The organism is Archangium sp., assembly GCF_036277355.1.
Classification (GTDB): domain Bacteria; phylum Myxococcota; class Myxococcia; order Myxococcales; family Myxococcaceae; genus Archangium.
The window spans coordinates 22,091-45,153 of record NZ_DASUNC010000157.1 but is presented as its reverse complement, the minus strand read 5'-3'; the positions used below and the strand labels follow the sequence as shown (position 1 = coordinate 45,153).

Here is a 23,063-nt window from a genome sequence, read left to right as displayed (position 1 = left end):
ATGACGACGCCCGACACCGGAAATGCCGCTGGAGGCAGCCCCGACGCTCAGCTCCGGGCCTATGGCCAGTACGTGCTGGTGCGCAAGCTGGCCGAGGGTGGCATGGCGGAGATCTTCCTCGCCAAGCGGGTGGGCGCGGACGGCTTCGAGCGCAACGTCGTCATCAAGCGGATGCTGGCCCATCTCTCGGGCATGCCCGAGTTCGTGGAGATGTTCCGCGACGAGGCCCGGCTGGCGGCGAAGCTGTCGCATCCGAACATCGTGCAGATCCAGGACCTGGGCTTCACGGACGGCTGCTACTACATCTGCATGGAGTACCTGCCGGGGGAGGACTTCTCCACCACGGTGCGCACGGCGAGCTTCCGGGGCGAGTACGTCCCGGTGCCGCTGGTGATGCGCGTGCTCGTGGAGGCGGCGCGGGGCCTGCACTACGCCCACGAGTTCGCCGACGAGACGGGCCGGCGGCTGAACATCGTCCACCGGGACATCTCGCCCTCGAACCTGTACGTGACGTACGAGGGCCAGGTGAAGGTGCTGGACTTCGGCATCTCCAAGTACGAGTCGCGCCAGGCCCACACGCGCACCGGCGTGGTGAAGGGCAAGTACATCTACATGGCGCCGGAGCAGGCGCGGGGGGGCCAGGTGGACCGGCGCGCGGACGTCTTCGCGCTGGGCGTGAGCCTCTACGAGGCGCTCACCCATGTGCGGCCCTTCGCCCGGGACAACGACCTGGCGGTGCTCAGCGCGCTGCTGGAGGGAGACTTCCGGCCGCCTCGCGAGCTGCGGCCCGACCTGTCGCCGGAGCTGGAGATGGTGGTGCTCCGGGCGATGGCCTACGACCCCGAGGAGCGCTACCCCACCGCCGCGGAGTTCGCGGATGACCTGGAGCACCTCCTGTCGAAGGAGCCCCAGCGGACGACGGGCTCCCAACTGGCCGCGTACCTGCGCGGCAGCTTCGGCGAGGAGCGCTACGGGGAGAAGACGCGCATCCCGACCCTCACGACGCTGAAGCAGTCCGGGCACTCCGTGCCGGAGACGGTCACCGGGTCCTCGATGCGGCTGTCGGGCTCCATGCCTGGCATCGCCTCCGAGACGCGGACGGGCGCCGCTTCCCCCCAGCCCGCCACGAACGGCGCGAGGGCCGGCTCCTCGCGCTGGCGTGGAATCGTCCTGGGGGTCGTGGCGGGCTGCCTGCTGCTGGCGGGTGGGGCGTTCGTGGTGGGACGCCACTTCGGAACGGCTCCCGCGGAGCCGGTGACTCAGCCGGCGCCGCGGCCCGTGGTCCAGGCCGCTCCGCTCTCGGAGCCTCCGCCGGCCCCCACGGAGACCGCTCCTGTGGCACCGGCAGCCGCTTCACCGGGGAGCGCTGGAACCGCTGTCGCCGAGGCCGCGCCTTCGGCTCAGGTTCCGCCCGCGCAGGCGGCGCTGGCCGCGGCGCCGGAGTCCACCGAGGCTCCGCCCGCCGAGCAGGCCGAGCCCCCCGCGACGAAGAGCACGGTGCGTACGCAGAAGCGCGTGACGCTGGAGGCCGCGGACATCCAGCGGGTGGTGTCGCGCAACCGGGCGCGCATCATGTCGTGCTTCGAGCAGTTCAAGCGCGACCTGCCCTCGGACGAGGGCAACGTGCAGGTGCGCTTCACCATCTACTCCTCGGGCAAGGCGGACGCGGCCACGCAGGGACCGCTGGCGGCGCGGCCCGTGGGCAAGTGCCTGGAGAAGCAGGTGGAGCGCCTGCGCTTCCCGGCGCACCGGGACAAGGAAGTGACGGTGGTGCTGCCCTTCGGCTACCGCGTGACGCGTTAGCCGGGATGGCTCACAGCTCGCGCCGGGCGCTGAGCGCCTTGGCCAGCGTGGCCTGGTCGGCGTACTCGAGGTCGCCGCCCATGGGCAGGCCCTGGGCGATGCGGCTCACCCGGATGCCCATCGGCTTGAGCAGCCGCGTGAGGTAGAGCGCGGTGGCCTCGCCCTCCACGTCCGGGTTGGTGGCGAGGATGATCTCCTCGACATGCCCGTCCCCCAGACGCGTGAGCAGCTCCTTGATGCGCAGCTGCTCGGGGCCCACGCCGTCCAGCGGCGAGAGCACGCCGTGCAGCACGTGGTAGCGCCCCTTGAACTCGCGGGTGCGCTCCAGGGCCATCAGGTCCGCGAACGTCTCCACGACGCACAGGGTGCGCTCGTCGCGCCGGTTGTCCCGGCAGAAGCCGCACAGCTCCGAGTCCGTGAGGGAGAAGCAGCGGGCGCACAGGTGCACCTTCTCCTTCACCTCGCGGATGGCCTGGGACAGCTCCTGGGCGTACTCGCCCGGGGCGCGGAGGATGTGGAACGCCAGCCGCTGCGCGGTCTTCTCCCCGATACCGGGAAGCTTCGCGAGCTGGGCGACCAGCCGGTTGAGCGGATCAGGAGTCATTCGCTATCAAGTAATGCCGGGGATCTTCACGCCGCCCGAGATCTTTCCGAGCTCGCGCTGCATCTTCTCACGGCTGCTCGCCAGGGCGGCGTTGACGCCGGCGGTGACCAGGTCCTCGAGCATGCCCAGGTCGTTGGGGTCCACGAGGGACTTGTCGATCTTGATGCTCCTGATCTCCTGCACGCAGTTGGCGACCACGGTGACGCGGCCGTCGCCGGCCTTGGCCTCGACGGTCTCTTCGGCCAGCTCCTTCTTGCGCTGTTCGATCTTCTCCGTGAGCTTGTTGGCCTGACGGATGAAGTAGTTCAAGTCGATGCCGGGCATGAGCTTCCTCGTAGGGCGTGCGAGCGGGCATCGGAAGACCGCTCGGTGTCGTGCGAAACGCGCACCCTAGCGTCGGGCGAGCCGATTGTCAGGGGCTCTCGTCGGGGAGGTCGTTCGTCGGGGCGGCCACCGGGCGCGCGGGCTGGTCGTACACCTGGATGTGTTCGATTTCGCCCCCGAGGAACTTCAGGGTGGCGCGGATGGCGGGGTGGGTGCGCACACGGCCCTCGGTGCTCTTCTCGTAGGCGGCGCGCTCCTGGGCGTCCTCCTGGGCGATGCTGATGAGGCCCGCGCCAGGACCCGGGGCGTCGTTCTCGGAGGCGTCCTGCACCACGAGCTTCGTGGGGCGGCCGAAGTGCTCGGAGAGGGCCTTCTCCACGATGGTGCGCCCGGCGGCTCCGGCCACGGTCGTCTTGTGGAAGCCGTCCTTGGGGACGTAGCCGATGGCCACCTCGCCCTCGCGGATCCACAGCAGGCGGCCACAGGCGAGCGACTTGGCGTGCCGGCCGGAGGCATCGCGCACGGTGTCCACCGCGGCGCGCCACCGGTCCTGGAGTGGCTTCCGGGGGTTGTCGCGGCCCGAGGCGGCCATGGGGACCGCGGCGCGCCCCGCGTGGTGGACGTCGAAGGGCCGGACGGACTCGGCCTCCGGTTCAGGCTCGGCGGGAGGTACGGGCGGCGCGTCCGGCAGGCACTCACCGGAGGCACAGCCCTCGGGGGAGGCCTCCTCGGGGAAATAGCGCTCGTCGTCGACGGGAGGAGGGGGCTGCGGCGGCTGCGGAGGCAGACGCACGTTCGTCACGCGCACCACGGGCTGCGTGGGCGCGGGGGCCTCGGGCGCGCGTGCGACGGGCACGGGGCCGCCGCGAGACATGCCGAAGGGCGACGAGGCCGGAGCCGGACCCCGGGGGGCCTCCATCGGACGCGACGGGGCCATGGCCGCCGCGGGAGGTGCGGCGGGCTCGGGCGCGCGAGGCGGTGGGGCAGGGGCCCGGGCGGGCTCCGGGGGACGCTCAGTGGGAGCGAAAGTTGGCGGGACTGGAGCGACCTCCGGGCGCCCCAGCAGCTACCTTGCGCGCGTCCTCGGTGGGACCGAGGCCGGAAGCGAGACGATCCACGCGGGCGAGCAGCTCCGGGATGGAGCCGACCGGCGAGAGCTGGATGGCCTTGAGCAGCGCCATCTCCAGCGCGAGCCGGGGATGGGCCGCGCGAGACACCTCCCACACGCACCCGTGCACCACGTCGAAGAGGCGGGAGATCTGCGCCGGGTCCGCGTCCTTGGCCAGGGCGGTGAGCGCGTTGCGCTCGGACTCGGCGAGCTCCGCGGGGGCCTCGCCCAGCGTCTTGGCGACGAAGAGGTGGCGCAGCTGCAGCGCGAGCTCCTCGGTGAGGCGCTTGAGGTCCGTGCCGCGGTTGAAGACCTCCTCCACGCGCTCGAGCACGCGCCTGGCGTCCTTGCGCACCAGCGCCTCGGCGAAGTCCTGCACCACCGTGCGATCGATGGTACCCAGCGCGTCGGCGATGTCCTCGTCCTTGGGCTCGGGGCCGCAGGCGGAGAAGATCTGATCCAGGAGGCTGAGCGCGTCGCGCATGCCGCCCTCGGACTGGCGCACCACCATGGAGAGCGCCCGCTCGGAGATGGCGACCTTCTCCTGCTCGCAGATGTACTTGAGCCGCTGGAGCATCACGGCCGCGGAGATGCGGCGGAAGTTGTGGCGCTGGCAGCGCGAGAGGATGGTGTCCGGGAGCTTGTGGGCCTCGGTGGTCGCGAAGATGAACTTCACGTGCCCGGGCGGCTCCTCGAGCGTCTTCAGGAGCGCGTTGAACGCGGCTCCCGAGAGCATGTGGACCTCGTCGATGATGTAGATCTTGTGCCGGTCGCGCTGCGGCAGGTACTTGGCGTTCTCGCGGATCTCCCGGACGTTCTCCACGCCGTTGTTGGAGGCACCGTCGATCTCCGCCACGTCCACGGACGTGCCCGCGGCGATCTCCGTGCACGCCTGGCACTTGCCACAGGGCTCGGGGGTGGGGCCCTTCTCACAGTTGAGGGCCTTGGCGAGCAGGCGGGCGGCGGTCGTCTTGCCCACGCCTCGTGGGCCGCAGAACAGGTAGGCGTGCGCCACCCGGTTCATCTTGATGGCGTTGGCGACCGTCCGGACCACGTGCTCCTGGCCGGTCATGTCGTCGAAGGTCTGCGGGCGCCATTTACGGGCGAGGACGAGGTAGCTCATGGGGGCGGCGAATCTAAACACGGAGAACACTCCAGCGCACGACTTCCATGCACCGGCCGCTCTACTTTTCCAGTCCTGCCCGGAAGTCCACGAATAGGACGCATGAGGTCGGATGCTGTTCACTCCGCGTCCAGGGGCCTTCTCGCCTCCCGGCTTGCGCTTCCCCGAGAGGGCGGGGAGAGTCGCGAGGCCCTTCTCATGACCGCTTCCGCGCCCGTCTCCGCTCCTCCGCCCTCCGCCCTCCCGGCCTCCGAGGTGCCACGCTCCGGGTCGCGTCCGCGGTGGCCGCTCGGGGTGCTACTGGCCGGGGTCGGGCTGTTGCCCGCGCTCATCGCGGTGGTGCAGCTCGGGCGCATCCACCCGGACGAGGTGTACCAGCTGCTCGAGCCGGCCTGGTTCCGTGCCCACGGCTATGGGGTGCTGGCCTGGGAATGGCGTACGGGCCTGCGCAACTGGGCGATGCCCGGACTGGCCGCGTGGCTGTTGCGGCTGGCGGACGTGCTGGGACTCACACACCCGGTGGCGTACCGGACGTTGATCGCCGTGCCGCAGGTGGCGCTGCACGGGTGGATGTTGTGGGCCACGTACCGTTACGCCGAGCGCCGTGCGGGACGCTCGGGGGGCCTCTTCGCCCTGCTCGCCGTGGGCCTCTATGGGCCGGTGCTCATCTTCGCGGGCCGCACACTGGGCGAGTCCCTCTCCACCGCCTTCCTCGTGGTGGCCTTGGAGGCACTGGACCGGACCGGGCGTCCGGTGCGCGCGGGCCTGGTGGGTGGACTGGCGCTGGGACTGGCGGTGGTGGCGCGGTATGGCTCGGCGGTGGTGGTGCTGGCGGCGCTCGTCTGGCTGGCGGCGGCCTGGCGCTGGCGGGTGCTCGCCTTCGCGTGTCTCGGGGGACTGGCCGTCGCCCTGGGCCTGGGCGCCCTCGATTGGGCGACGTGGGGCAAGCCCTTCCACTCCTTCTTCGCCTACGTGGACTTCAACGTCCTCTCCGGGCAGGCCGCGAGGCAGTTCGGCGCTTCACCGCCGGGCTTCTACCTGTGGCCCTTCCTCTCCGGGCTGCCCCTCTGGCTCTGGGCCGTGCTGCCCCGGGGGCTCTCCTCGCTGCGCCAGCGGCTCGCCATTCCCCTCCCGCTCTTCTGCGCGGTGGCCTACCTCCTCGCCATCACCACCACGGCCCACAAGGAGGAGCGCTTCCTCTACCCGGCGCTGGTGCTCCTGACGCTGGCCGCGGCTCCGGCCCTGGCCGCTCTCGTCCTGGGCCGTGAGAGTGCCCGCTCGAGGTGGGGACTGGGAGCGGTGGCCCTGGCCACCACGCTGCTGGCCGGGCACTTCTTCCCACCGGTGGACCTGCGGGGAGACCAGTTCCGCGCCATCGTGAAGGCCACGCGAGGGGAGGGCGCGAGCGGACTGCTCATCGTCAACGAGGGCCTGTGGGGAGCGGGGGGCTTCTTCTACATCGGCAAGAACATCCCCTGGTCCACCTGTGACTGGCCCCACGACGCCAACTTCCAGGCGGCCATGCGGGACAGGCGCTTCAACCGCGCCGTCACCTTCGAGGGCCGGGCCCTGGCGGAGCTCCAGTCGGCCGGCTTCCACGTGGTGGGCCAGGTGGGCCGCGAGACGGTGCTCGCGCGGGACTGAAGGGCAAAAAAAGAAGGGGCCGAATCCTCTTTCGAAGATTCAGCCCCTTCACAAGAACGGCCGGGACACACGCGGAGGTGCGCTACCGTTGCTTCCTTCCGGACCTGGCGGGGTTCACGTCCCCACGTTGTCCCGACCACAAGCTCTTGCTACTGAAAAACAAACTACGGAGAGGGTGGGATTCGAACCCACGATACCCTTTCAGATATACACGCGTTCCAGGCGTGCGCCTTCAACCGCTCGGCCACCTCTCCATGAGACACTCTGCGGAGAGCGTAGGATTCGAACCTACGATACCGTTCCCGGTATGCCTGATTTCGAGTCAGGTGCCTTCGACCACTCGGCCAGCTCTCCAATATTCACTTGTCGCGTTTCTTCTCGCGCAGTCGCTCGAAGAAATCCTTCAGCATCTGGCGGCTCTCGTCCGCCAATATTCCACTCATCACCTGGAGCCGGTGGTTGTGCCGGGGCTCCTCGGCGAGGTTGTAGAGCGAACCAACGGCTCCGGCTTTCGGGTCCATCGTTCCGAAAACCAGCCGCGTGACCCTCGACTGGACCAGCGCTCCGGCGCACATCGCACACGGCTCCAGCGTCACATACAGGGTGACACCCGTGAGCCGCCATGCTCCTAGCGCCTTGGCTGCTGCGTCCAGCGCGAAGATCTCCGCGTGGGCCAGGGGATTCCGGTCGATTTCCCTGCGATTGAAGCCGACGCCGATGACCTTGCCATCGTGTACGGCTACCGCACCGACAGGGACTTCCCCGAGTCCAGCGGCTTCCCGCGCGAGCGCGAGCGCCTGCTGCATGAAAGCTTCGTCCAGACTCATGAGGGAATGAGATGAGGAGAAAGGTGGCGCTCCCTGGAGGATTCGAACCTCCGGCCTTCGGATTCGTAGTCCGACGCTCTATCCAGCTGAGCTAAGGGAGCTTGCCGTTTCCTTCACCGCATCTACCACAACCGCGACCTCTGTACCACAACCACTTTCGCGCTACCACAACCAAGATGAGTGGCGGAGAGAGAGGGATTCGAACCCTCGATACCCTTTCGAGTATGCAGGTTTAGCAAACCTGTGCCTTCAGCCTCTCGGCCATCTCTCCACTGCCTTTACTGTCAAAGAACCGCACACAGCAACAACAAAAACGGAGGAGGTAGGATTCGAACCTACGGGAAGCTTGCGCCACCTGCGGTTTTCAAGACCGCTGCCTTCAGCCGCTCGGCCACTCCTCCACTTCTTGGAGCCGCGCGGACCACCGAACTGCGTGGGCCGCCCTTCTACATCATCCGGGGCCCATTGCAACAACGTTATCGGGCCCCGGATGCTGACAGCACGCTGAGTCTTACAGCGGCCGGAGTTCCTTGAGCCCTCCCATGTAGGGCACCAACGCCTCGGGGATGGCGATGCTTCCGTCCTCGCGCTGGTAGTTCTCGAGGATGGCGATGGTCGTCCGCCCCACGGCCAGGCCACTGCCATTGAGCGTGTGGAGGAGGTGGGGCTTGTCCCCCTTCTGGGCCCGGTAGCGGATTTTGGCCCGGCGCGCCTGGAAGTCACCGCAGTCCGAGCAGGAGGAAATCTCCCGGTACGTCCCCTGGCCGGGCAGCCAGACCTCGATGTCGTAGGTCTTCCGGGCACCGAAACCCATGTCCCCGGTGCACAGCAGCATCACCCGGTGGTGCAGCCCCAGACGCCGGAGGATGTCGCACGCGTCGTCCGTCATCTTCTCCAGCTCGTCGAGGCTGGTCTCCGGCGTGGCGAACTTCACCAGCTCCACCTTGTGGAACTGGTGCTGGCGGATGAGGCCGCGGGTGTCCTTGCCCGCCGAGCCCGCCTCGGCGCGGAAGCATGGGCTGAAGGCGCAGTACTTCAGGGGCAGCTGGTCCCCATCGAGGATTTCATCCGCGTGGTAGTTGGTGACGGGCACCTCGGAGGTTGGGATGAGGAAGCGCTCGGGCTCGCCCACCGTCTTGAATGCGTCCTCCTCGAACTTGGGCAACTGGCCGGTGCCCATCATCGTCTCGCGCAGCACCAGGTAGGGCGGCAGCATCTCGACGTACCCCTTGGAGGTGTGCACGTCGATCATGAAGCTCACCAGGGCGCGCTCCATCCGGGCGAGCGCTCCCTTGTAGAAGGCGAAGCGCGAGCCGGACACCTTGGCGGCGCGCTCGAAGTCCAGCATGCCGAGCTTCTCACCCAGCTCGAAGTGCTGCTTGGGCGTGAAGGGGAGGTTGGGCTTCTCGCCCCAGATGCGCGTCTGGACGTTGTCCTCGGCGCCGCCGCCCACGGGCACGGACTCGTGGGGGATGTTGGGGATGACCAGCAGGATGCGGCTGAGCTCCTCCTCCACTTCCTTGAGGCGGGCCTCCTTCTCCTTGATGGTCTGCGAGACGGTGCGCATCTCCCCGCGCAACGCCTCGAGCGCGGCCGGATCCTCCTTGGCCTTGCGCTTCATCTCCTCGTTGGCCGTGTTGCGGCGCGCGGAGAGTGACTCCATGGCCACGTAGAGGTCGCGCCGTTCCGACACGAGGCTCTTGAAGGGGCCGAGGTCCAGGCTGCCGCCCCGGGACTGCAGCCGGGCGACCACCGCATCGAAGTTCTGCGCGACGTACTTGAGATCCAACATGGCGGGGCGGGTTGTAGTCACCCCGCGCGGGCCGGGCAAGGCAGGAAGTACCCGGGCGCCCGGAAACGGACGCCCGGGGAGTCCGGCGGACTACTCGAGGAAGCTGATCTCGTCCTCGACTTCCTTGCGGTCCACCGCGTCCGGCTTGCGTCCCAGGTACTCCTGGAAGGCCTTGACGGCGTCCTTCTTCTTGCCCTTCTCCTTGTAGGCGAAGCCCAGGTGGTACCAGGTCTCGGGCTCGACCTTCTCGGTCTTGGTGGCCTTCACGTACCAGTCGATGGCCTTGGCGTACTGGTTCTGCTCACTCCAGGCGCGGCCCATCCTGTAGAAGACCTCGGTCAGGCCGGGGTCGGCCTTGAGGGCCAGCTCGTAGGAGCGGATGGCCTCGCGCCAGCGCGTGGCGGCGAAGTGCGTGTTGCCGATGGAGGCGAGCACGCGGGTGCGCTTGGGGTCCGCCTTGAGCGTGGCCTGGAAGGCGTCGAGGGCCTCGTCGAACTCGTTGCGCTCCAGGTGGGCCAGACCGAGGGCCTCGTGGGCATCGGCCATCTTCGGCTCGAGCGTCACGGCCTCCTGCCATTCCTTGATGGCATCGGGCACCTGCTTGGCGTCCCGGTAGAGGACACCGAAGGCGTAGTGGTAGTCGGCCCGCTTGGGCGCGCGCTCCACCGCGGCCCTCATGCTCTCGATGGCCGGGGTGTAGTCGCCGGCCGGCACCGCCGCCGGATCCACCTTGTCCTTGAGGGCCTTGGCGCGGACCGTGTTCTTCAACTGGGCCACCTTCACCTGGGCCATGTAGAAGTTGGCCTCGGGGTTGGACGGCTCGCTCTTGAGGGCCATCGTCAGGTTGACCTCGGCCTCCTTGAAGCTGTTGCTGGCCTCCGTCTCCTGGCCCTCGGGGGCGGCCTTGCCCTTGTCGAGCTGCACGGCGGCCAGGGTGATGAGCGTGCCCACCGCGCGCGGCTCCGCCTTCTTGGCCTGATCCAACTCGGTGAGGGCCTCGTCCAGCTTGCCCTGACGCCACAGCACGATGCCGCGGTGCAGGCGGCCACCCCGGAGCGTGTGGGGATCCAGCTCCAGCGCGGTGTCGGCCTCCTTCTGGGCCTTGTCCAGGTCCCCGGCGCGCAGCGCCAGGCGCGACAGCCCGAGGTGCGCATCCGCGAGGTTGGCATCCAGCGAGACGGCACGCTCGAGGGACTCCTGGGCGCGGGCGGTGTCGTCCTCGGCGAGCGCCAGCTCACCCAGGCCCAGCTGCACCCAGGCGTTGTCGGGCGCCAGGGCGGCGGCCGCCTCGAAGCGGGCCCTGGCCTGGTCGTTGTGGCGCAGGCGCAGGTGGAAGCGGCCCAGGGCCACATGGGCCTCGACGAGCTTCTCGTCCGCCTTGATGGCGCGGTTGTAGTGCTCCTCGGCGGTGGTGTTGCTGTCACGCGCCTCGTCGACGCGGCCGCTGAGGTACTCGAGGCGGGCGTTGTTCTTGAAGCGCTTGAGGGCGTCTTCCACCTGCTTCTGCGCGTCCTGCGCCTTGCCGAGCGCCACCAGGGTGGAGAGGTAGCCATCCGTGGCCTCGAGGTTCTGCGGCTCGGCCTTGGCCACCTCCTGGAAGAAGGGCAGGGCGTCCTGGTACTTGCGCTGGGTTTGCAGCACGCGCGCCAGGTAGCTCTTGAGGAGCAGGGACTTGGAGTCCTTCTCCAGGGCCGCGCGCATCTCCTTCTCGGCGTCCTCGAGCTTGCCGAGCTGGTAGAGGGCGATGCCCTTGAAGGTGCGGGCGCGCGACAGCTCCGCCGGGCTCATCTTCGCCTTCTCCTGGCCCTTCTCGTCGAGCGCGCGCTCGGCGGCCTCGAGGCCCTTCTGCGCGTCCTTGCGCAGCATCAGCTCCACCGAGGCCAGCTCCACCGCGGAGCCGAGGTGGGTCTCATCCGCCTTGAGCGCGGCCTCGTAGGCCTTGGCGGCCTCGTCCGCCTTGCCGGCGGCCTGGTACACGTTGCCGAGCGCGTGGTGGGCCCGGGTCAGGTCCGGCTGCGCCTTGAGCACCTTGTTGAGGGTGTCGATGGCCTCGGGGCTGTCCTTCTTCCTGGCCGTCTGGGCCTCGGCGAGCAGCAGGCCCAGCTCGGCATCGCCCTGGTTGCCGTCGCGGCTCCAGGCGTCCTTGGCCAGCTGCAGGGCCGTGCCGGCCTCACCCGCGACGAGCGCCTTGCCCACCAGGTACTTGGTGTACTCGACGTTCTTCTCCCCCAGCAGCTCCAGGCTCGCGGCCTCGTCCTCGGAGCGGCAGCGGGACAGATCGCCGCCGCTGGCGGCCGAGTAGCGGCGTTGGAGGTGGAAGACGGCCTGGCACCAGATGGCGCGCACCTCCGGGTACTCGTCCCCGGCCAGCACCTTCGCCGTCAGCGTCTGGGCCTGCTTGTAACCCTCGAAGGCGTCCTTGAGCATCGCCTTGCGCGCGGCCTCGACGTCCGCGTGCTGCGAGGTGCCCGGCTTCACCTTGGCGGGGAGGAACTTCTTCAACCCGAAGGCGCCGTAGCGCGTGGCGCTGAAGCTGAAGCCCACGATGAGCACCAGCAGCACCGCCGCGACGGAGACGACCAGCTTGAGGCGCTGCTTCACCTTGCCGAGGAAGATCTCCAGCTTGGTGGTGCTGTCCGTCACCGCCACCGGCGCCATGCGGCCGCCGTACATCTGCTGCAGCTTCTCCATGTTGGCGGCGGAGTTGAGGTTGGCCTTGGAGCCGGGCTCGGCGGAGGCCGTGGGCGGCGGGACGGCGGCGACGGCGGGAGTCCCCGGCCCCTCCATCAGCTTCTGGATGGCCGCGGCGAAGGTGGGCACCGTGCCGATGGGCGTCCAGGAGTCTCCGTCGTTGGAGACGTCCTCGTTGCCCAGGAGCTGGCCGTCCTCGAGCATCTTGACGACGACGCCCTCCTCGAACGGGCCGAACACCTTGCCGGAGCGGCGGCGCACGTGGAAGCGGCGCACGTTGGACTTCGCCTTGTTGGCCCCGCTGTCCTTGGCCGCGTCGTCGATGAAGCTCAGCATCTCCAGGCCGTCCGCCGTGCCCGGGTGGGTGGGCGGCGGCAGCGGCGCGGAGAGATCGGCCTCGAGGTCATCTCCCGCGGCCATGGGCGCGGAGGGATCGAACTCGAGCGCGTCGGGGATGGAGGCGTCGGCGGACGCCATGGGCGCCGCGGGCGGAGGCTCCGAGAAGTCCATGCCCACGTCCACCGTGGAGGGCGCGGGCTCCGAGAAGTCCAGGTCCGACGCCTGCGCGGCCGGCGCGGGCGGCAGGGCGAACGGGTCCTCGTCGGCGAAGGGATCCGCCGACGGAGCCGGCGCGGGTGGCAGGGCGAAGGGATCGGCCTCGGGCGCGGCGGGCGCGGGCGGCAGGCCGAAGGGATCATCCGCACCGGAGTCCGCGGTGAACGGATCCGCGGCGGGAGCGGGCGGCAGGCCGAACGGATCGGCCTCCTCGGGCATGACCTCGGCGGGAGGCAGGCCGAAGGGATCGTCGGCGCCACCGGCGGCGTACGGGTCGGCGGCGGGCGGAGGCGGCAGCGCGAACGTGTCCACCTCGGACGTGTTCGGCGGGTGCGTCGCCATGAACGAGTCGTCGGCGGTGGCGTACGGATTGTCAGCCGGGGGAGGCGGCAGCGCGATGGCGCCCGCGGGCGTGGCGGCGTACGGGTAGGGCTCCTCGGCGGAGGGCGGAGGCGGCAGCGCGATGGCGTCCGCCTGCGGCGCGGCGGCGTACGGATCCTCGGCATATGGATCGCCGTACGGGTTGCCGGCGGGAGGAGGCGGCAGCGCGATGGCGTCGCCCTGCGGAGGCGCGGCGGCGTACGGATCCTCGGCGTAGTCGAAGCCACCCGAGTTGTCCGCGTAGCCATCGGAGGCACCGGGCAGGGGCACGGCGTCGCCCTGCTGCGCGCCGCCCGCGTATGGATCATTCCCGTACGGGTTCGCGTACGGATCGCTCGCGCCGGGCAGCGGGATGGCGCCACCCGAGGACGCGCTCACGTCATAGGCGAGCGACGGTTGGGACGGGGCGTTGCCATAGTCCGCGGAGGGCATGGAGGCACCGGGCAGCGGGATGGCCTGCGGCGCGGTGGTGTCGCGGTAGGCCGCGCTCGGCACGGGCATCGAGACGACGCGCGTGGTCTCGGACTCGACGGGCCGCTGGAAGTCATCGTAGCCCGCGTAGGGATCCGCTTGGGGCGCGGCGGGGCCGGGCAGCGGGATGGCGGCGGGGGCGGGAGGAGGCGCGCTGACCGGCTCCTCGGCCTTGATGGGGAAGGTGTTCTGGCACCGGGCGCACTTGAGCTTCGCGCCGCCCGGCGGGATCCGCTTGTCATCGATGTTGTAATTCGTCTGGCAAGACGGGCAGGAGACTTTCATGGGTTTCCTTCAGCGGGGGCTGGACGGTCGCGAGCGGCCGCGCTCCCGCGGCGGGCGAAGGTTATCAGAGGCATTTTCCAGGCGGCAAAGAACGAGACGCCTCCTCGGGCGCATCGCCCCGGCGGCAGGGCAGGCGGGCAGGGGACCCCCTCCCGGGTACTCCCGGTGACGCTGCTGTTGCCCGGGGTGGCTTCGAAGATGGTAGACCCGGTTTTTCCATGGATCCCATCGTCATCCTCGGCGCGGGCCTCGCGGGGCTGTCCGCCGCTCATTTCCTGCAGCGCCCCTGGCGCCTCATCGAGAAGTCCGAGCGGGTCGGCGGCCTCATCAAGACCGAGGTCATCGAGGGGTGTGCCTTCGATCCCACCGGCCACTGGTTGCACCTGAGAGACCCGGAGATCAAGGAACTGGTGAACACCCGCTGGCTGCCGGGGCAGCTGGTCACCATTCAACGCAAGGCGGCCATCTACTCGCGGGGCGTCTTCACGCGCTTTCCGTATCAGGTGAATACACACGGGCTGCCCGCCGAGGTGGTGGCGGAGAACCTCATCGGCTACGTGGAGGCCGTCTACGGGGAGAAGGGCCGGGAGCTGCGCGAGCGCGAGCCGCGCGACTTCGCCGAGTTCATCCTGCGCTACATGGGGGAGGGGTTCGCGAAGAACTTCATGTTCCCCTACAACAAGAAGCTGTGGACGGTGGACCCGTCCGAGCTGTCCGCCGCCTGGGTGGGCCGTTTCGTGCCTCGTCCCACCTTGAAGGAGGTGGTGGACGGGGCGCTGGGCGTGGGCAGCGATGCGCTGGGCTACAACGCCTCGTTCGTCTATCCGCGCGAGGGCGGCATCGAGAGCCTCGCCCGGGGCATCCTCGCCCACCTGAAGGGCGGGGAGCTGAGCGTCAACACCGAGCCCACCGCCATCGACTGGAAGACCCGGAAGGTGACGCTGTCGGACGGGCGCACGCTCGGCTACTCGGAGCTGCTCTCCACCATGTCTCTACCGGGGCTGGTGCGGCTGGTGGCCAAGGGGGCCTCGGGTGTGCCCGACGAGGTGCTCGCCGCCGCCGGACGTCTGCGCGCCACCACGGTGACGTACGTGTGCGTGGCCGCCCGCGGGAAGAATCCGCAGCCGTGGCATTGGATCTACCTGCCCGAGCCCGAGTTCAAGACGTACCGCATCGGCTCGCCCTCGGCGGTGTACGCGCCCCTGGCGCCTCCGGACACCTCCACCTTCTACGTGGAGTACAGCCACCACGGTGAGCTCTCCATGGCCCAGGCCGAGTCGTACGCGGTGGAGGACCTGGTGCGCTCGCGGATGGTGAACGCCGCGGAGGACATCTTCTTCGCCCGGGCGCGCGAGATTCCCCATGCGTATGTCCTCTACGACAACGCCTATGGGCCGGCGAAGGCGGAGATCCTCCGCTTCCTGGAGCACGCGGGCATCCTCACCGCGGGGCGATACGGGCAGTGGGAGTACTCGTCCATGGAGGACGCCATCCTGGGTGGGCGGGCCTGCGCGCGCCGGTTGAACGGCTGACGATGAGCGGGGACGGGCGGTAGTTGTGCATCGACGGGGCCCGCGGGGGCGTGCTAGGTCGCACGTCCGTCCATGGCCCCCCCGTACCTCTCCATCGTCATCCCGGTCTACAACGAGGCGTCCATCGTCGCCTCCGCCGCGGCGGAGCTCTCCCAGGGCCTGGATGCGCGCGGCTGGGACTACGAGATCCTCTTCGCGGAGAACGGCTCGCGCGACGCCACTCCGCGAATCCTCGAGGACATGTGCGCGAAGAACCCGCGCCTGCGCTGGTTCCACTCGGAGCGGCCCAACTACGGGGTGGCGCTGAAGGCGGGCATCGAGAAGGCCCGGGGCACCTACGTCTTCTGCGATGAGATCGACCTGTGCGACCTGAGCTTCTACGACACCGCGCTGCCCCTGCTGGAGAAGGGTGGGGTGGACATGGTGGTGGGCTCGAAGGCGGCCAAGGGCGCGAGTGATCAGCGGCCGCTCGTGCGGCGCCTGGCCACGCGGGTGCACAACAAGCTGCTGCGCGTGGCGCTGGACTTCCAGGGCACGGACACGCATGGGCTGAAGGCCTTCCGGCGCGAGGCCCTGATGCCCGTGGTGGCCAAATGCGTGGTGGACATGGACGTGTTCGCCAGCGAGTTCGTCATCCGCGCCTGGCGCGAGGGCCTGCGGGTGGTCGAAATCCCCATCCAGCTCCACGAGAAGCGCCAGCCCTCCATCCACCTCTTCAAGCGCGTGCCCAACGTGCTGAGGAACGTGGGCAAGCTGGTCTACGTCATCCGCATCCGCGGGACCTGAGGAGGCGCGGGTGGCGCGGCGGCTCGCATCCATCTCCGTCGACCTGGACTCGCTGCCGCACTACTGCCGCATCCACGGGCTGCCCGAGTCCCTGCTGGACGCTCGGGCCCGGGGGCTCGTCTACACCGCGGCGGTGCCCCGGTTGAGGCAACTGCTGGCGGAGGTGGGCGTGCCGGGGACGTTCTTCGCCATCGGCGAGGACGTGGCGGCGGACGCGGGGGCCGCGGCGGCCTTGCGCTCGGCGCACGAGGCGGGCGTGGAGGTGGCGAGCCACAGCTTCTCGCACGACTACGCACTGACGCGGCGCCCGCCCGAGAGCATCCGCGAGGACCTGCGGCGCGCGGACGAGGTGCTCGAGGCGGCCACGGGCGTGCGTCCCGTGGGCTTCCGCGCGCCGGGCTATACGCTCAACGCCGCCCTGTACGCGGCGACGGTGGAGCGCGGTTATCGCTACGGCTCCTCCTCCTTTCCCGCCGTGCCGTACTACACCGCCAAGGCGGCGGTGATGGGCTCGCTGGCCCTGCTGGGACGTCCCTCGCGGGCGGTGCTGGACTCGCCCCGGGTGCTGCTCGCGCCCCGGATGCCGTACCGGCCGGATCCGGCCCGGCCCTACCAGCGGGGCTCGGGGGCCGTGCTGGAGCTGCCCATGGCGGTGACGCCCGGCGTGCGCTTCCCGTTCATCGGCACCTTCGCCCTCACGCTGCCCCTGCCGATCATCCGGGCCGCGTACCGCTCGCTCCAGGGCGACGCGTTCTTCAATCTCGAGCTGCACGCGGCGGACGTGCTGGACGCCCAGGACGGCATCCCGTCCGAGCTGGTGCGCCAGCAGAGGGACCTGCGGGTGCCCGTCACGCACAAGCTGGAGCGGTTGAGGACCCTCTTCGGCTGGCTGAAGTCCGACTACGACGTGGTGACGCTGCGCGACGCGGCCTCCCACCTCGCCCTCACCGTGTAGACGCCGCGCTTCACTCGTAGTCGACTACGAGTGGGGTGGGTGAAAGACATACATCGCTCGTAGTCGACTACGAGTGGTGTTTGGCTGCCCGTGTTGGCGGACGTCTGGACGTGGCGAAGTGAAACCCTGTCAGGGGATGGGGACCGCCAGGATCGTCTTCTCGTTCCGCTTCCCAGTGCCACCCGTGCGTGTCCGCTCCAGGGTCCGGGCCAGGGTGTCGCGCGACTCCGCCACCAGGGGGTGCTCGGGTCCCAGCGCCTTCTCGCGCAGGGCCAGTGCCCGCTCATACTTCACCCGCGCCTCGTCGTGCTTCCCCAGGTCCCGCGCCACGTTGCCCAGTCCGATGAGTGACAGGGCGAGGTCCGGGTGCCCGGGCTCCAGCGACTTCTCCTGGATGGCGAGCGCGCGTTGGTGGCGCGCCCGCGCTTCCGCGGGCTTCTTCATGAGCCGCAACACCTCGCCCAGGTCGTTGAGCGTGGTGGCCACGTCGGGATGGTCCGCTCCCAACACCTTCTCGCGCAGGGCCAGCGCACGCTCGAGCCGCCGCCGCGCCTCCTCGTACCGGCCCAGTCCCCGCAGCGCGTTGCCCAGGTTGTTGAGGGTGTTGGCGATGTCGGGATGGCCTGGCTTCAGGAGCTTCTCCCTCAGGACCAGCGCGTCCTCGAGCAGCCTCCGCGCCTCCTCGTAGCGGCCCAGGGCGTCGTACGCGACGGCCAGGTTGTTGAGGGAGGTGGCCACGTCGGGGTGCTCGAGCCCCAGGGCGTTCTTGCGGATGGCCAGCGCGTGCTCGTACAGGTCCCGGGCCTTTTCGTGCTTGCCCAGCTGTCCGAACGCCGTGCCCAGGTTGCTGTAGGAGTTGGCGACGAGCGGGTTGTCCGGCCCCAGTGTCTTCTTCCGGAGGTCCAGCGCCTGTTCGTACTCGGCCCGCGCCTCCTCGTACTTCCCCAGCGCCCCGAGCGCGACGCCCAGGTTGTTGTGCGCGGCGATCGTCTTCGGATGGTCGGCCCCCAGCACCTTGTTGCGGATCTCCAACACCCGCTCGTACGCGGCCCGGGCCTCCTCGTAGCGGCCCATCTCCTGGAACACGATGGCCTGGTCGTTGAGCGAGTCCGAGCGCGTCTCGTCGTCATCCGCGATCTCCACGGCCGACTCCGTGGCCAGCGTCAGCCCCTGCGCCTCCGGGTAGCGCGCCTGCCTCCACCCCACCTCCCGGAAGAGCAGCGTCCAGGCCTTGGCCACCATCACCACGGCCTTGCTCCGGGCGGCCACGGAGATGGCTCGCCGCGCCAGGGCCTCGGCGCCGGCGTAATCCCCGTTCAGGTCCTTCAGCGAGGCGACCTCGTACAGGGTCTGGGCCACGAGGGGCCCGTAGCCCACCTGCTCCACCCGCGGCAGCAGCTCCTCTCCGGGGGCCAGCGCTTCGCGGTACCGGCCCGCCAGCCGCAGCGTCTCCAGCCGGTCCACCTGTGCCCGCAGCTCCTCCACCGGGGCGCGCAGCGAGGGCTCCTCCGGGAGGGGCACCGTGGCCGTCAGGGCCTTGGCGTCCGCGCAGGCGCTCAGCGGCGGCAGCGACTGCACCACCTGCACGGCCTTGGAGAGGTTGTCCCGGTCGGGCGCGCGGGAGAACAGCTCCGTCAGCTCCCGCAGCTGGGCGCGCCGCCGCTCCAGGCAGTCCACCTTCAGCACGTCGAGCTTCCCGGGCGAGGGCTGCCGCATGGCCTCGCACGCCTCGGTCCGCATGCGCACCCATGTCCCCGTGTACCCGTCGAGCAGCGAGGCCGTGCGCTTGAAGGTGTCCTGGGCATACGGCAGCCGGGTGCCCAGGAAGGCCCGCTTCATCCTCGCCTTCACCGTGGCGTCCCAGGTGCCGGTGAGCCTGCGCTCCAGGCCCGTGCACCCCGCCTCCGTGTCCGGGTGCAGCAGCGCGCTCCAGAGCGTCAGGCCCGCCATGCCCGCCACCAGGGCCACCAGGCCGAGCTTGCGCCGCCGGGACCGCCGCCGCGCGTCGAGGTCCACCTCCAGCGCCGCCACCAGCTTCTGCATGGACGCGGGGCGCTGCGCCGGGTCCGCCCGCAGGCCCTGCACCAGCGTGCGCTCCACCCACGCGGGCACGTCCGTGTTGGCGGGAGGTGGCTTCACCCGGCCCTCGAGCTGGGCCTGGGTGGACTCGGCCTGGTTGGCGCCGGAGAAGGGGTGCTGCCGGTAGAGGGCCTCGTAGAGGGCCACGCAGAAGGCGAACAGGTCGCTGCGCGCATCGGCCGGGCCGGCCCGCAGCAGCTCGGGCGCCATGTAGCGGGGCGTGCCCAGCAGCGTGCCCTGCAGGGTGAGGGGACTGTCCAGGGCCCCCGGCGGCAGGGGCAGGGGCGTGTCCGAGGGCACCACCGGTGAGGCGGCACCGGCACGCGCCAGGCCGAAGTCCGTCACCCGCACCCGCCCGTCCTTGCCCACCAGGACGTTCTCGGGCTTGAAGTCGCGGTGGACGAGGCCAGCCTCGTGCGCGGCCGCCAGCCCGCGTCCCGCCTCCAGGTACACGTCCAGCGTCTCCCGCCAGGTGCGCGGGGCCTGGTCGCTCCAGCGCCGCAGCGTCTGCCCCTCCACCATCTCCATGGCGATGAAGATGGCGCCGTCCTCGAGGGTTCCCACGTCGTAGATGGCCACCACGTTGGGGTGCGAGAGGCGCGCCATGGCCTGGGCCTCGCGCAGCATGCGCGTCTCCAGGTCGTGCTGGGACAGGCCGGGGTCCCAATCCCGGCGCAGCAGCTTGAGGGCCACGCGCCGGTCGAGCCGCGAGTCATAGACGGCCACCACCTCGCCCATGCCGCCCTGGCCGAGCCGGTTGAGCACCGTGTAGCGGCCGGCCAGCGTCTGTCCCGGCGCGGTGGAGACGGGCCCACTCCGCGGCGACCCGGGGGTGGACGCGTCCGGAGGGAACAGCGGCGTGGCGAGGCTGCGCACCTGGGTGGCGGCCTCTCCCAGCGAGTCCGCGTACAGCAGCGTCCGGGCCGGCGGTGAGGACAGGGAGCGCACCACCGTGGCGTCCTCTCCCGGGATGCCGGTGCCCGAGTCCCCTTTGTCCCGTGGCCCGTTCTCGCTCATGTGCGCTCCTCCCCGGGAGTAACTGTCACCAATGGGACAGTCATATCTTGAACCCGGGGAGGGGGAGTAGCGGCCGTGTGTGGGTCCTTGGAGGTAGGGCCGGGCTTTTCACCCGCCGCAGGTGGCCGCTGAGCACCGGGGCCGTCCTCCCGAGGAACACGGCCAGCGTCGTGTCGTCGCGGTACTCGTCCAGACCCTCCTCGATGAGCTCCTTGCCCCGGTCCTGGTCGTCCGACACCTGCTCGAGGAAGGCCTTGTCGAACTCGCGGCCGCTCAGGCCCGCCAGCTCGTCGCGCTTCTCGTAGAACCGCTCCACCTGCTTGTCGTACTTCACGAGGGCCAGCGACAGGGCCTTGGACCTGGCCAGCGTCCGGGACTTGCACGGGCGTGCACGGATGGACGGTCCCCGGAGGCACCCCGTCCCCGTTTCCCTCCCAGCGCGGGGGACGATGGTGTAGACACGCCCCCATGCTCGAGCAGCTCTCCGACAAGGTGAAGCAGGAGCTCCGGGATTGGACGGAGCGCATGGTGGGGCCGGAGCGCAAGGAGCGCCTGCAGGCGCTCGCCCGCACCGGTAACGAGTACGGGGTGGACCCGTTCGGCTTCAACCTCGACTACAGCCTGTCGGCGCTCGCCCCCTTCTTCTGGCTCTACCGCCACTACCACCGGGTGGAGACCTTCGGCATCGAGAAGGTCCCCCAGGGCCGTGTCCTCCTCATCTCCAACCACTCCGGCCAGCTGCCCATGGACGGGGCGATGATTGGTGTGGCCCTGCTGCTGGAGGCGGATCCTCCGCGCGCCATCCGCAGCATGGTGGAGAAGTGGGTGCCCTCGCTGCCCTACGTCTCCACCTTCATGGCCCGGGTGGGGCAGATCGTCGGCACCCCGGAGAACTGCCGCCGCCTGCTGGAGGCCGACGAGGCCATCCTCGTCTTCCCCGAGGGCGTGCGCGGCCTGGGCAAGCTCTGGCCCCAGCGCTACCAGCTGCAGGACTTCGGCCTGGGCTTCATGCGCCTGGCCCTGGAGACGGACACCCCCATCGTCCCCATCGCCGTGGTGGGCGCCGAGGAGCAGTCCCCCGCGCTGGTGGACATCAAGCCCCTGGCCCGGCTGCTCGGCTTCCCCTCCTTCCCGCTCACCGTCACGGGGATGCCCCTGCCCCTGCCCACCAAGTACCGCATCTACTTCGGAGAGCCGCTGCGCTTCACCGGCCGCGCCGACGACGAGGACAGCGAGCTGGACAAGAAGGTCCGCACCGTGAAGACCGCCATCCAGGGCATGCTCAACCAGGGACTCAAGGAGCGTCAGGGCGTCTTCTGGTGACGCGCCCGGCACCCTCGCCATGAATCAGGATCCTTCCAAGAGACCGGCCGTCGTCATCACCGGCATCAGTGGCAACCTGGGCCGGGCCCTCGCCAAGGTGCTGCACAAGCACGAGCGCATCATCGGTATCGATCGGCGTCCCTTCGTGGGCCGGCCGAAGGACATCGAGATGCACCAGTTGGATCTGCGCAAGAAGAAGGCCGAGGACGTCTTCCGCAAGAACGACATCCGCGCCGTCATCCACATGGGCATCATGCATGATCCGCGCATGAGCGAGGAGGAGCACCACTCCTTCAACGTGGTGGGCACCACGCGCCTGCTCGAGTACTGCGCCCGCTACAAGGTGCCCAAGGTGGTGGTCCTCTCCTCCGCCAACGTCTACGGCCCCAGCCCGGACAACTCCAACTTCCTCACCGAGGACGCGCCGCTCATGGCGGCCAGCCGCTTCTCGGGCGTGCGCGATCTCATCGAAGTGGACATGCTCGCGCACAGCTTCTTCTGGAAGCACCCCCACATCCAGACGGTCATCCTCCGGCCCGTCCACATCGTGGGGCCCACCATCAAGAACGCTCCCAGCAACTACCTGCGCCTGCGCCGCCCCTGGGTGCTGGCGGGGTTCGATCCGATGGTGCAGCTCATCCACGTGGAGGACGTGGCGCGCGCCATGGTGGACGCCGCCCTGCGCCCCGAGCCCAAGGGCGTCTACAACGTGGTGGGCCCCGGCGAGGTGCCCCTCTCCTCCATCCACCGCGAGCTGGGCCACAGCGCCGTCCCCGTGCCCCACCCCGTGGCCCGGCCCCTGCTCGGCCTCCTCTTCAAGTACCGGCTCGCCAACTTCCCCCCGCCCGAGCTCGACCACATCCAGTTCCTCTGCAACGTGGACGGCTCGCGCTGGCAGAAGGACGTGGACTGGAAGCCGCGCTTCTCCATGCGCGACACCATCCGCTCCGTCATCGGCGAGTAGGCGGCCCCGTCAGGGGTTCCCCTGGCCGTGTTGTCAGGGTCTCGAAAAACGAGGCCCCGAGGGGAGTGTGACACCGCTGTCAGGCCCCCTGGTTTTTCCAGTACGGGCTTTTCCCCGGGGCGGGTCCGCAACCCCTTGATTTCAGGTGGGGGGCGGGCGGCCGGGGGACTGGCACCCGCATTGCTCTAGGGACAGGACATGAAACGCGGTGGGGATGGGCCCTCGATGCTCCCCACCCCGTGACCTGTTCAGGGAGGTTCCATGGGGGAGCCTCCGACGCCCACCATCTCGGCCGGCCCCGGGGTGGTGGGCGGTTTTTTTCAGGGGAGCTCTCCGTCGAACGGTCCCCCGGACTGCTTCTCCAGCATCCACTTGCCGTCCCGGTAGACGAACTCCGAGGTGACGGTGTCGCTCTGCTCGGAGACCGAGGGCAGGCGCATCCACTTGATGCGGCTGGTGACGATGGCCCGCTGGCCCTCCTCGACGATCTCGACGTCCTCGATCTCGTAGTCGGTGATGGACAGGTCCCGCTCGTCCTGCTTCTCCCGGCGGGCCCTCTCGAAATCCTGACGGCGCTCGGGGACGATGAAGCGGGCGGCGATGCGGTAGTCCTTCCAGCGCACGCGCTGGTGGAAACTTTCCACCACGGGGCGAAGGGTCTCCAGGTCGGTCTTCTTCTTGGTGTGGGCGCAGCCCGTACCGAGGGCGAAAACGAGCAGGACAGCAAGCAGGCGAATCACCCGGAGGACGCTAGCACCCATTGCGGAGGGGGCGAAACGGAAGGTGCCCCGGTGCTATG

General features: G+C 69.7%; 17 protein-coding genes, 5 tRNA genes and 1 other RNA gene. 7 read left to right on the top strand and 16 right to left on the bottom strand.

The window, feature by feature from the left end; genetic code table 11:
* Positions 1–1,803 carry a protein kinase domain-containing protein gene (locus VFZ09_RS39075; RefSeq protein ID WP_329732866.1) on the top strand — a complete coding sequence of 601 codons (1,803 nt, stop codon included), beginning with the start codon at positions 1–3 and terminating at the stop codon, positions 1,801–1,803.
* 10 nt (positions 1,804–1,813) lie between these two features.
* Here the strand turns inward: VFZ09_RS39075 and recR are convergent, their stop codons facing one another.
* The 4 genes from recR to dnaX form a co-directional block, all read right to left on the bottom strand.
* Entirely contained in the window at positions 1,814–2,407 is a 594-nt protein-coding gene (gene recR / locus VFZ09_RS39070) for a recombination mediator RecR (RefSeq protein WP_043399060.1), read from the bottom strand.
* Between the two features lie 6 nt (positions 2,408–2,413).
* A complete protein-coding gene (locus VFZ09_RS39065) occupies positions 2,414–2,731 on the bottom strand; it encodes a YbaB/EbfC family nucleoid-associated protein (protein ID WP_329732865.1) in 318 nt (105 codons plus the stop codon).
* Between the two features lie 88 nt (positions 2,732–2,819).
* Positions 2,820–3,668 (bottom strand): DNA polymerase III subunit gamma/tau, encoded by an 849-nt coding sequence (locus VFZ09_RS39060; RefSeq protein ID WP_329732864.1) that lies wholly within the window; start codon positions 3,666–3,668, stop codon positions 2,820–2,822.
* A 76-nt stretch (positions 3,669–3,744) separates the two neighbouring features.
* Positions 3,745–4,962 (bottom strand): DNA polymerase III subunit gamma/tau, encoded by a 1,218-nt coding sequence (gene dnaX, locus VFZ09_RS39055; protein ID WP_329732863.1) that lies wholly within the window; start codon positions 4,960–4,962, stop codon positions 3,745–3,747.
* 198 nt (positions 4,963–5,160) lie between these two features.
* Between dnaX and VFZ09_RS39050 the strand changes: the two genes are divergently transcribed.
* The gene (locus VFZ09_RS39050) at positions 5,161–6,606 is read left to right on the top strand and encodes a mannosyltransferase (RefSeq protein WP_329732862.1); all 1,446 of its coding nucleotides are present in this window, start codon (positions 5,161–5,163) and stop codon (positions 6,604–6,606) included.
* A 50-nt stretch (positions 6,607–6,656) separates the two neighbouring features.
* On the opposite strand, the gene ffs is transcribed toward VFZ09_RS39050, so the two are convergent.
* The 9 genes from ffs to VFZ09_RS39005 form a co-directional block, all read right to left on the bottom strand.
* Positions 6,657–6,749, bottom strand: an RNA gene (gene ffs, locus VFZ09_RS39045) — signal recognition particle sRNA small type.
* A gap of 24 nt (positions 6,750–6,773) precedes the next feature.
* Positions 6,774–6,860: transfer RNA gene (locus VFZ09_RS39040), tRNA-Ser, on the bottom strand.
* Between the two features lie 13 nt (positions 6,861–6,873).
* Positions 6,874–6,960 (bottom strand) — tRNA-Ser (locus tag VFZ09_RS39035).
* Positions 6,961–6,965: 5 nt separating this feature from the next.
* A complete protein-coding gene (gene tadA, locus VFZ09_RS39030; protein ID WP_043399052.1) occupies positions 6,966–7,433 on the bottom strand; it encodes a tRNA adenosine(34) deaminase TadA in 468 nt (155 codons plus the stop codon).
* Between the two features lie 24 nt (positions 7,434–7,457).
* Positions 7,458–7,534 (bottom strand) — tRNA-Arg (locus VFZ09_RS39025).
* Positions 7,535–7,614: 80 nt separating this feature from the next.
* Positions 7,615–7,704: transfer RNA gene (locus tag VFZ09_RS39020), tRNA-Ser, on the bottom strand.
* 43 nt (positions 7,705–7,747) lie between these two features.
* A tRNA-Ser gene (locus VFZ09_RS39015) sits at positions 7,748–7,834 on the bottom strand.
* A gap of 110 nt (positions 7,835–7,944) precedes the next feature.
* Complete coding sequence (gene serS, locus VFZ09_RS39010; protein WP_329732861.1) at positions 7,945–9,225, bottom strand: serine--tRNA ligase; 1,281 nt, start codon at positions 9,223–9,225, stop codon at positions 7,945–7,947.
* A 90-nt stretch (positions 9,226–9,315) separates the two neighbouring features.
* Positions 9,316–13,608: a tetratricopeptide repeat protein gene (locus tag VFZ09_RS39005; RefSeq protein WP_329732860.1), complete on the bottom strand. Its 4,293-nt coding sequence runs from the start codon at positions 13,606–13,608 to the stop codon at positions 9,316–9,318.
* Positions 13,609–13,826: 218 nt separating this feature from the next.
* Here VFZ09_RS39005 and VFZ09_RS39000 point away from each other — a divergent pair, with 218 nt between their 5' ends.
* The 3 genes from VFZ09_RS39000 to VFZ09_RS38990 all read left to right on the top strand — a co-directional run bounded on the left by VFZ09_RS39000 (position 13,827) and on the right by VFZ09_RS38990 (position 16,881).
* Complete coding sequence (locus VFZ09_RS39000) at positions 13,827–15,140, top strand: protoporphyrinogen/coproporphyrinogen oxidase (RefSeq protein ID WP_329732859.1); 1,314 nt, start codon at positions 13,827–13,829, stop codon at positions 15,138–15,140.
* 72 nt (positions 15,141–15,212) lie between these two features.
* Positions 15,213–15,926: a glycosyltransferase family 2 protein gene (locus tag VFZ09_RS38995; protein ID WP_329732858.1), complete on the top strand. Its 714-nt coding sequence runs from the start codon at positions 15,213–15,215 to the stop codon at positions 15,924–15,926.
* A gap of 10 nt (positions 15,927–15,936) precedes the next feature.
* Positions 15,937–16,881: a polysaccharide deacetylase family protein gene (locus VFZ09_RS38990; protein WP_329732857.1), complete on the top strand. Its 945-nt coding sequence runs from the start codon at positions 15,937–15,939 to the stop codon at positions 16,879–16,881.
* Positions 16,882–17,010: 129 nt separating this feature from the next.
* On the opposite strand, the gene VFZ09_RS38985 is transcribed toward VFZ09_RS38990, so the two are convergent.
* Both VFZ09_RS38985 and VFZ09_RS38980 read right to left on the bottom strand, forming a co-directional pair.
* Positions 17,011–19,977, bottom strand: coding sequence for a serine/threonine-protein kinase (locus VFZ09_RS38985; RefSeq protein WP_329732856.1), 2,967 nt, complete (start codon positions 19,975–19,977; stop codon positions 17,011–17,013).
* A 40-nt stretch (positions 19,978–20,017) separates the two neighbouring features.
* Positions 20,018–20,344 (bottom strand): DUF4142 domain-containing protein, encoded by a 327-nt coding sequence (locus tag VFZ09_RS38980; protein WP_329732908.1) that lies wholly within the window; start codon positions 20,342–20,344, stop codon positions 20,018–20,020.
* A 101-nt stretch (positions 20,345–20,445) separates the two neighbouring features.
* Here VFZ09_RS38980 and VFZ09_RS38975 point away from each other — a divergent pair, with 101 nt between their 5' ends.
* Positions 20,446–21,300, top strand: coding sequence for a lysophospholipid acyltransferase family protein (locus VFZ09_RS38975; protein WP_329732855.1), 855 nt, complete (start codon positions 20,446–20,448; stop codon positions 21,298–21,300).
* 19 nt (positions 21,301–21,319) lie between these two features.
* Complete coding sequence (locus VFZ09_RS38970) at positions 21,320–22,264, top strand: SDR family oxidoreductase (protein ID WP_329732854.1); 945 nt, start codon at positions 21,320–21,322, stop codon at positions 22,262–22,264.
* A 320-nt stretch (positions 22,265–22,584) separates the two neighbouring features.
* On the opposite strand, the gene VFZ09_RS38965 is transcribed toward VFZ09_RS38970, so the two are convergent.
* The gene (locus VFZ09_RS38965) at positions 22,585–22,911 is read right to left on the bottom strand and encodes a hypothetical protein (protein WP_329732853.1); all 327 of its coding nucleotides are present in this window, start codon (positions 22,909–22,911) and stop codon (positions 22,585–22,587) included.
* Between the last annotated feature and the right edge of the window lie 152 nt (positions 22,912–23,063).

Bases quoted from the DNA above. Each gene is read 5' to 3' on its own strand.
- VFZ09_RS39075 (WP_329732866.1), top strand. From the start codon at position 1: ATGACGACGCCCGACACCGGAAATGCCGCTGGAGGCAGCCCCGACGCT.
- recR (WP_043399060.1), bottom strand. From the start codon at position 2,407: ATGACTCCTGATCCGCTCAACCGGCTGGTCGCCCAGCTCGCGAAGCTT.
- VFZ09_RS39065 (WP_329732865.1), bottom strand. From the start codon at position 2,731: ATGCCCGGCATCGACTTGAACTACTTCATCCGTCAGGCCAACAAGCTC.
- VFZ09_RS39060 (WP_329732864.1), bottom strand. From the start codon at position 3,668: ATGGCCCCGTCGCGTCCGATGGAGGCCCCCCGGGGTCCGGCTCCGGCC.
- dnaX (WP_329732863.1), bottom strand. From the start codon at position 4,962: ATGAGCTACCTCGTCCTCGCCCGTAAATGGCGCCCGCAGACCTTCGAC.
- VFZ09_RS39050 (WP_329732862.1), top strand. From the start codon at position 5,161: ATGACCGCTTCCGCGCCCGTCTCCGCTCCTCCGCCCTCCGCCCTCCCG.
- tadA (WP_043399052.1), bottom strand. From the start codon at position 7,433: ATGAGTCTGGACGAAGCTTTCATGCAGCAGGCGCTCGCGCTCGCGCGG.
- serS (WP_329732861.1), bottom strand. From the start codon at position 9,225: ATGTTGGATCTCAAGTACGTCGCGCAGAACTTCGATGCGGTGGTCGCC.
- VFZ09_RS39005 (WP_329732860.1), bottom strand. From the start codon at position 13,608: ATGAAAGTCTCCTGCCCGTCTTGCCAGACGAATTACAACATCGATGAC.
- VFZ09_RS39000 (WP_329732859.1), top strand. From the start codon at position 13,827: ATGGATCCCATCGTCATCCTCGGCGCGGGCCTCGCGGGGCTGTCCGCC.
- VFZ09_RS38995 (WP_329732858.1), top strand. From the start codon at position 15,213: ATGGCCCCCCCGTACCTCTCCATCGTCATCCCGGTCTACAACGAGGCG.
- VFZ09_RS38985 (WP_329732856.1), bottom strand. From the start codon at position 19,977: ATGAGCGAGAACGGGCCACGGGACAAAGGGGACTCGGGCACCGGCATC.
- VFZ09_RS38975 (WP_329732855.1), top strand. From the start codon at position 20,446: ATGCTCGAGCAGCTCTCCGACAAGGTGAAGCAGGAGCTCCGGGATTGG.
- VFZ09_RS38970 (WP_329732854.1), top strand. From the start codon at position 21,320: ATGAATCAGGATCCTTCCAAGAGACCGGCCGTCGTCATCACCGGCATC.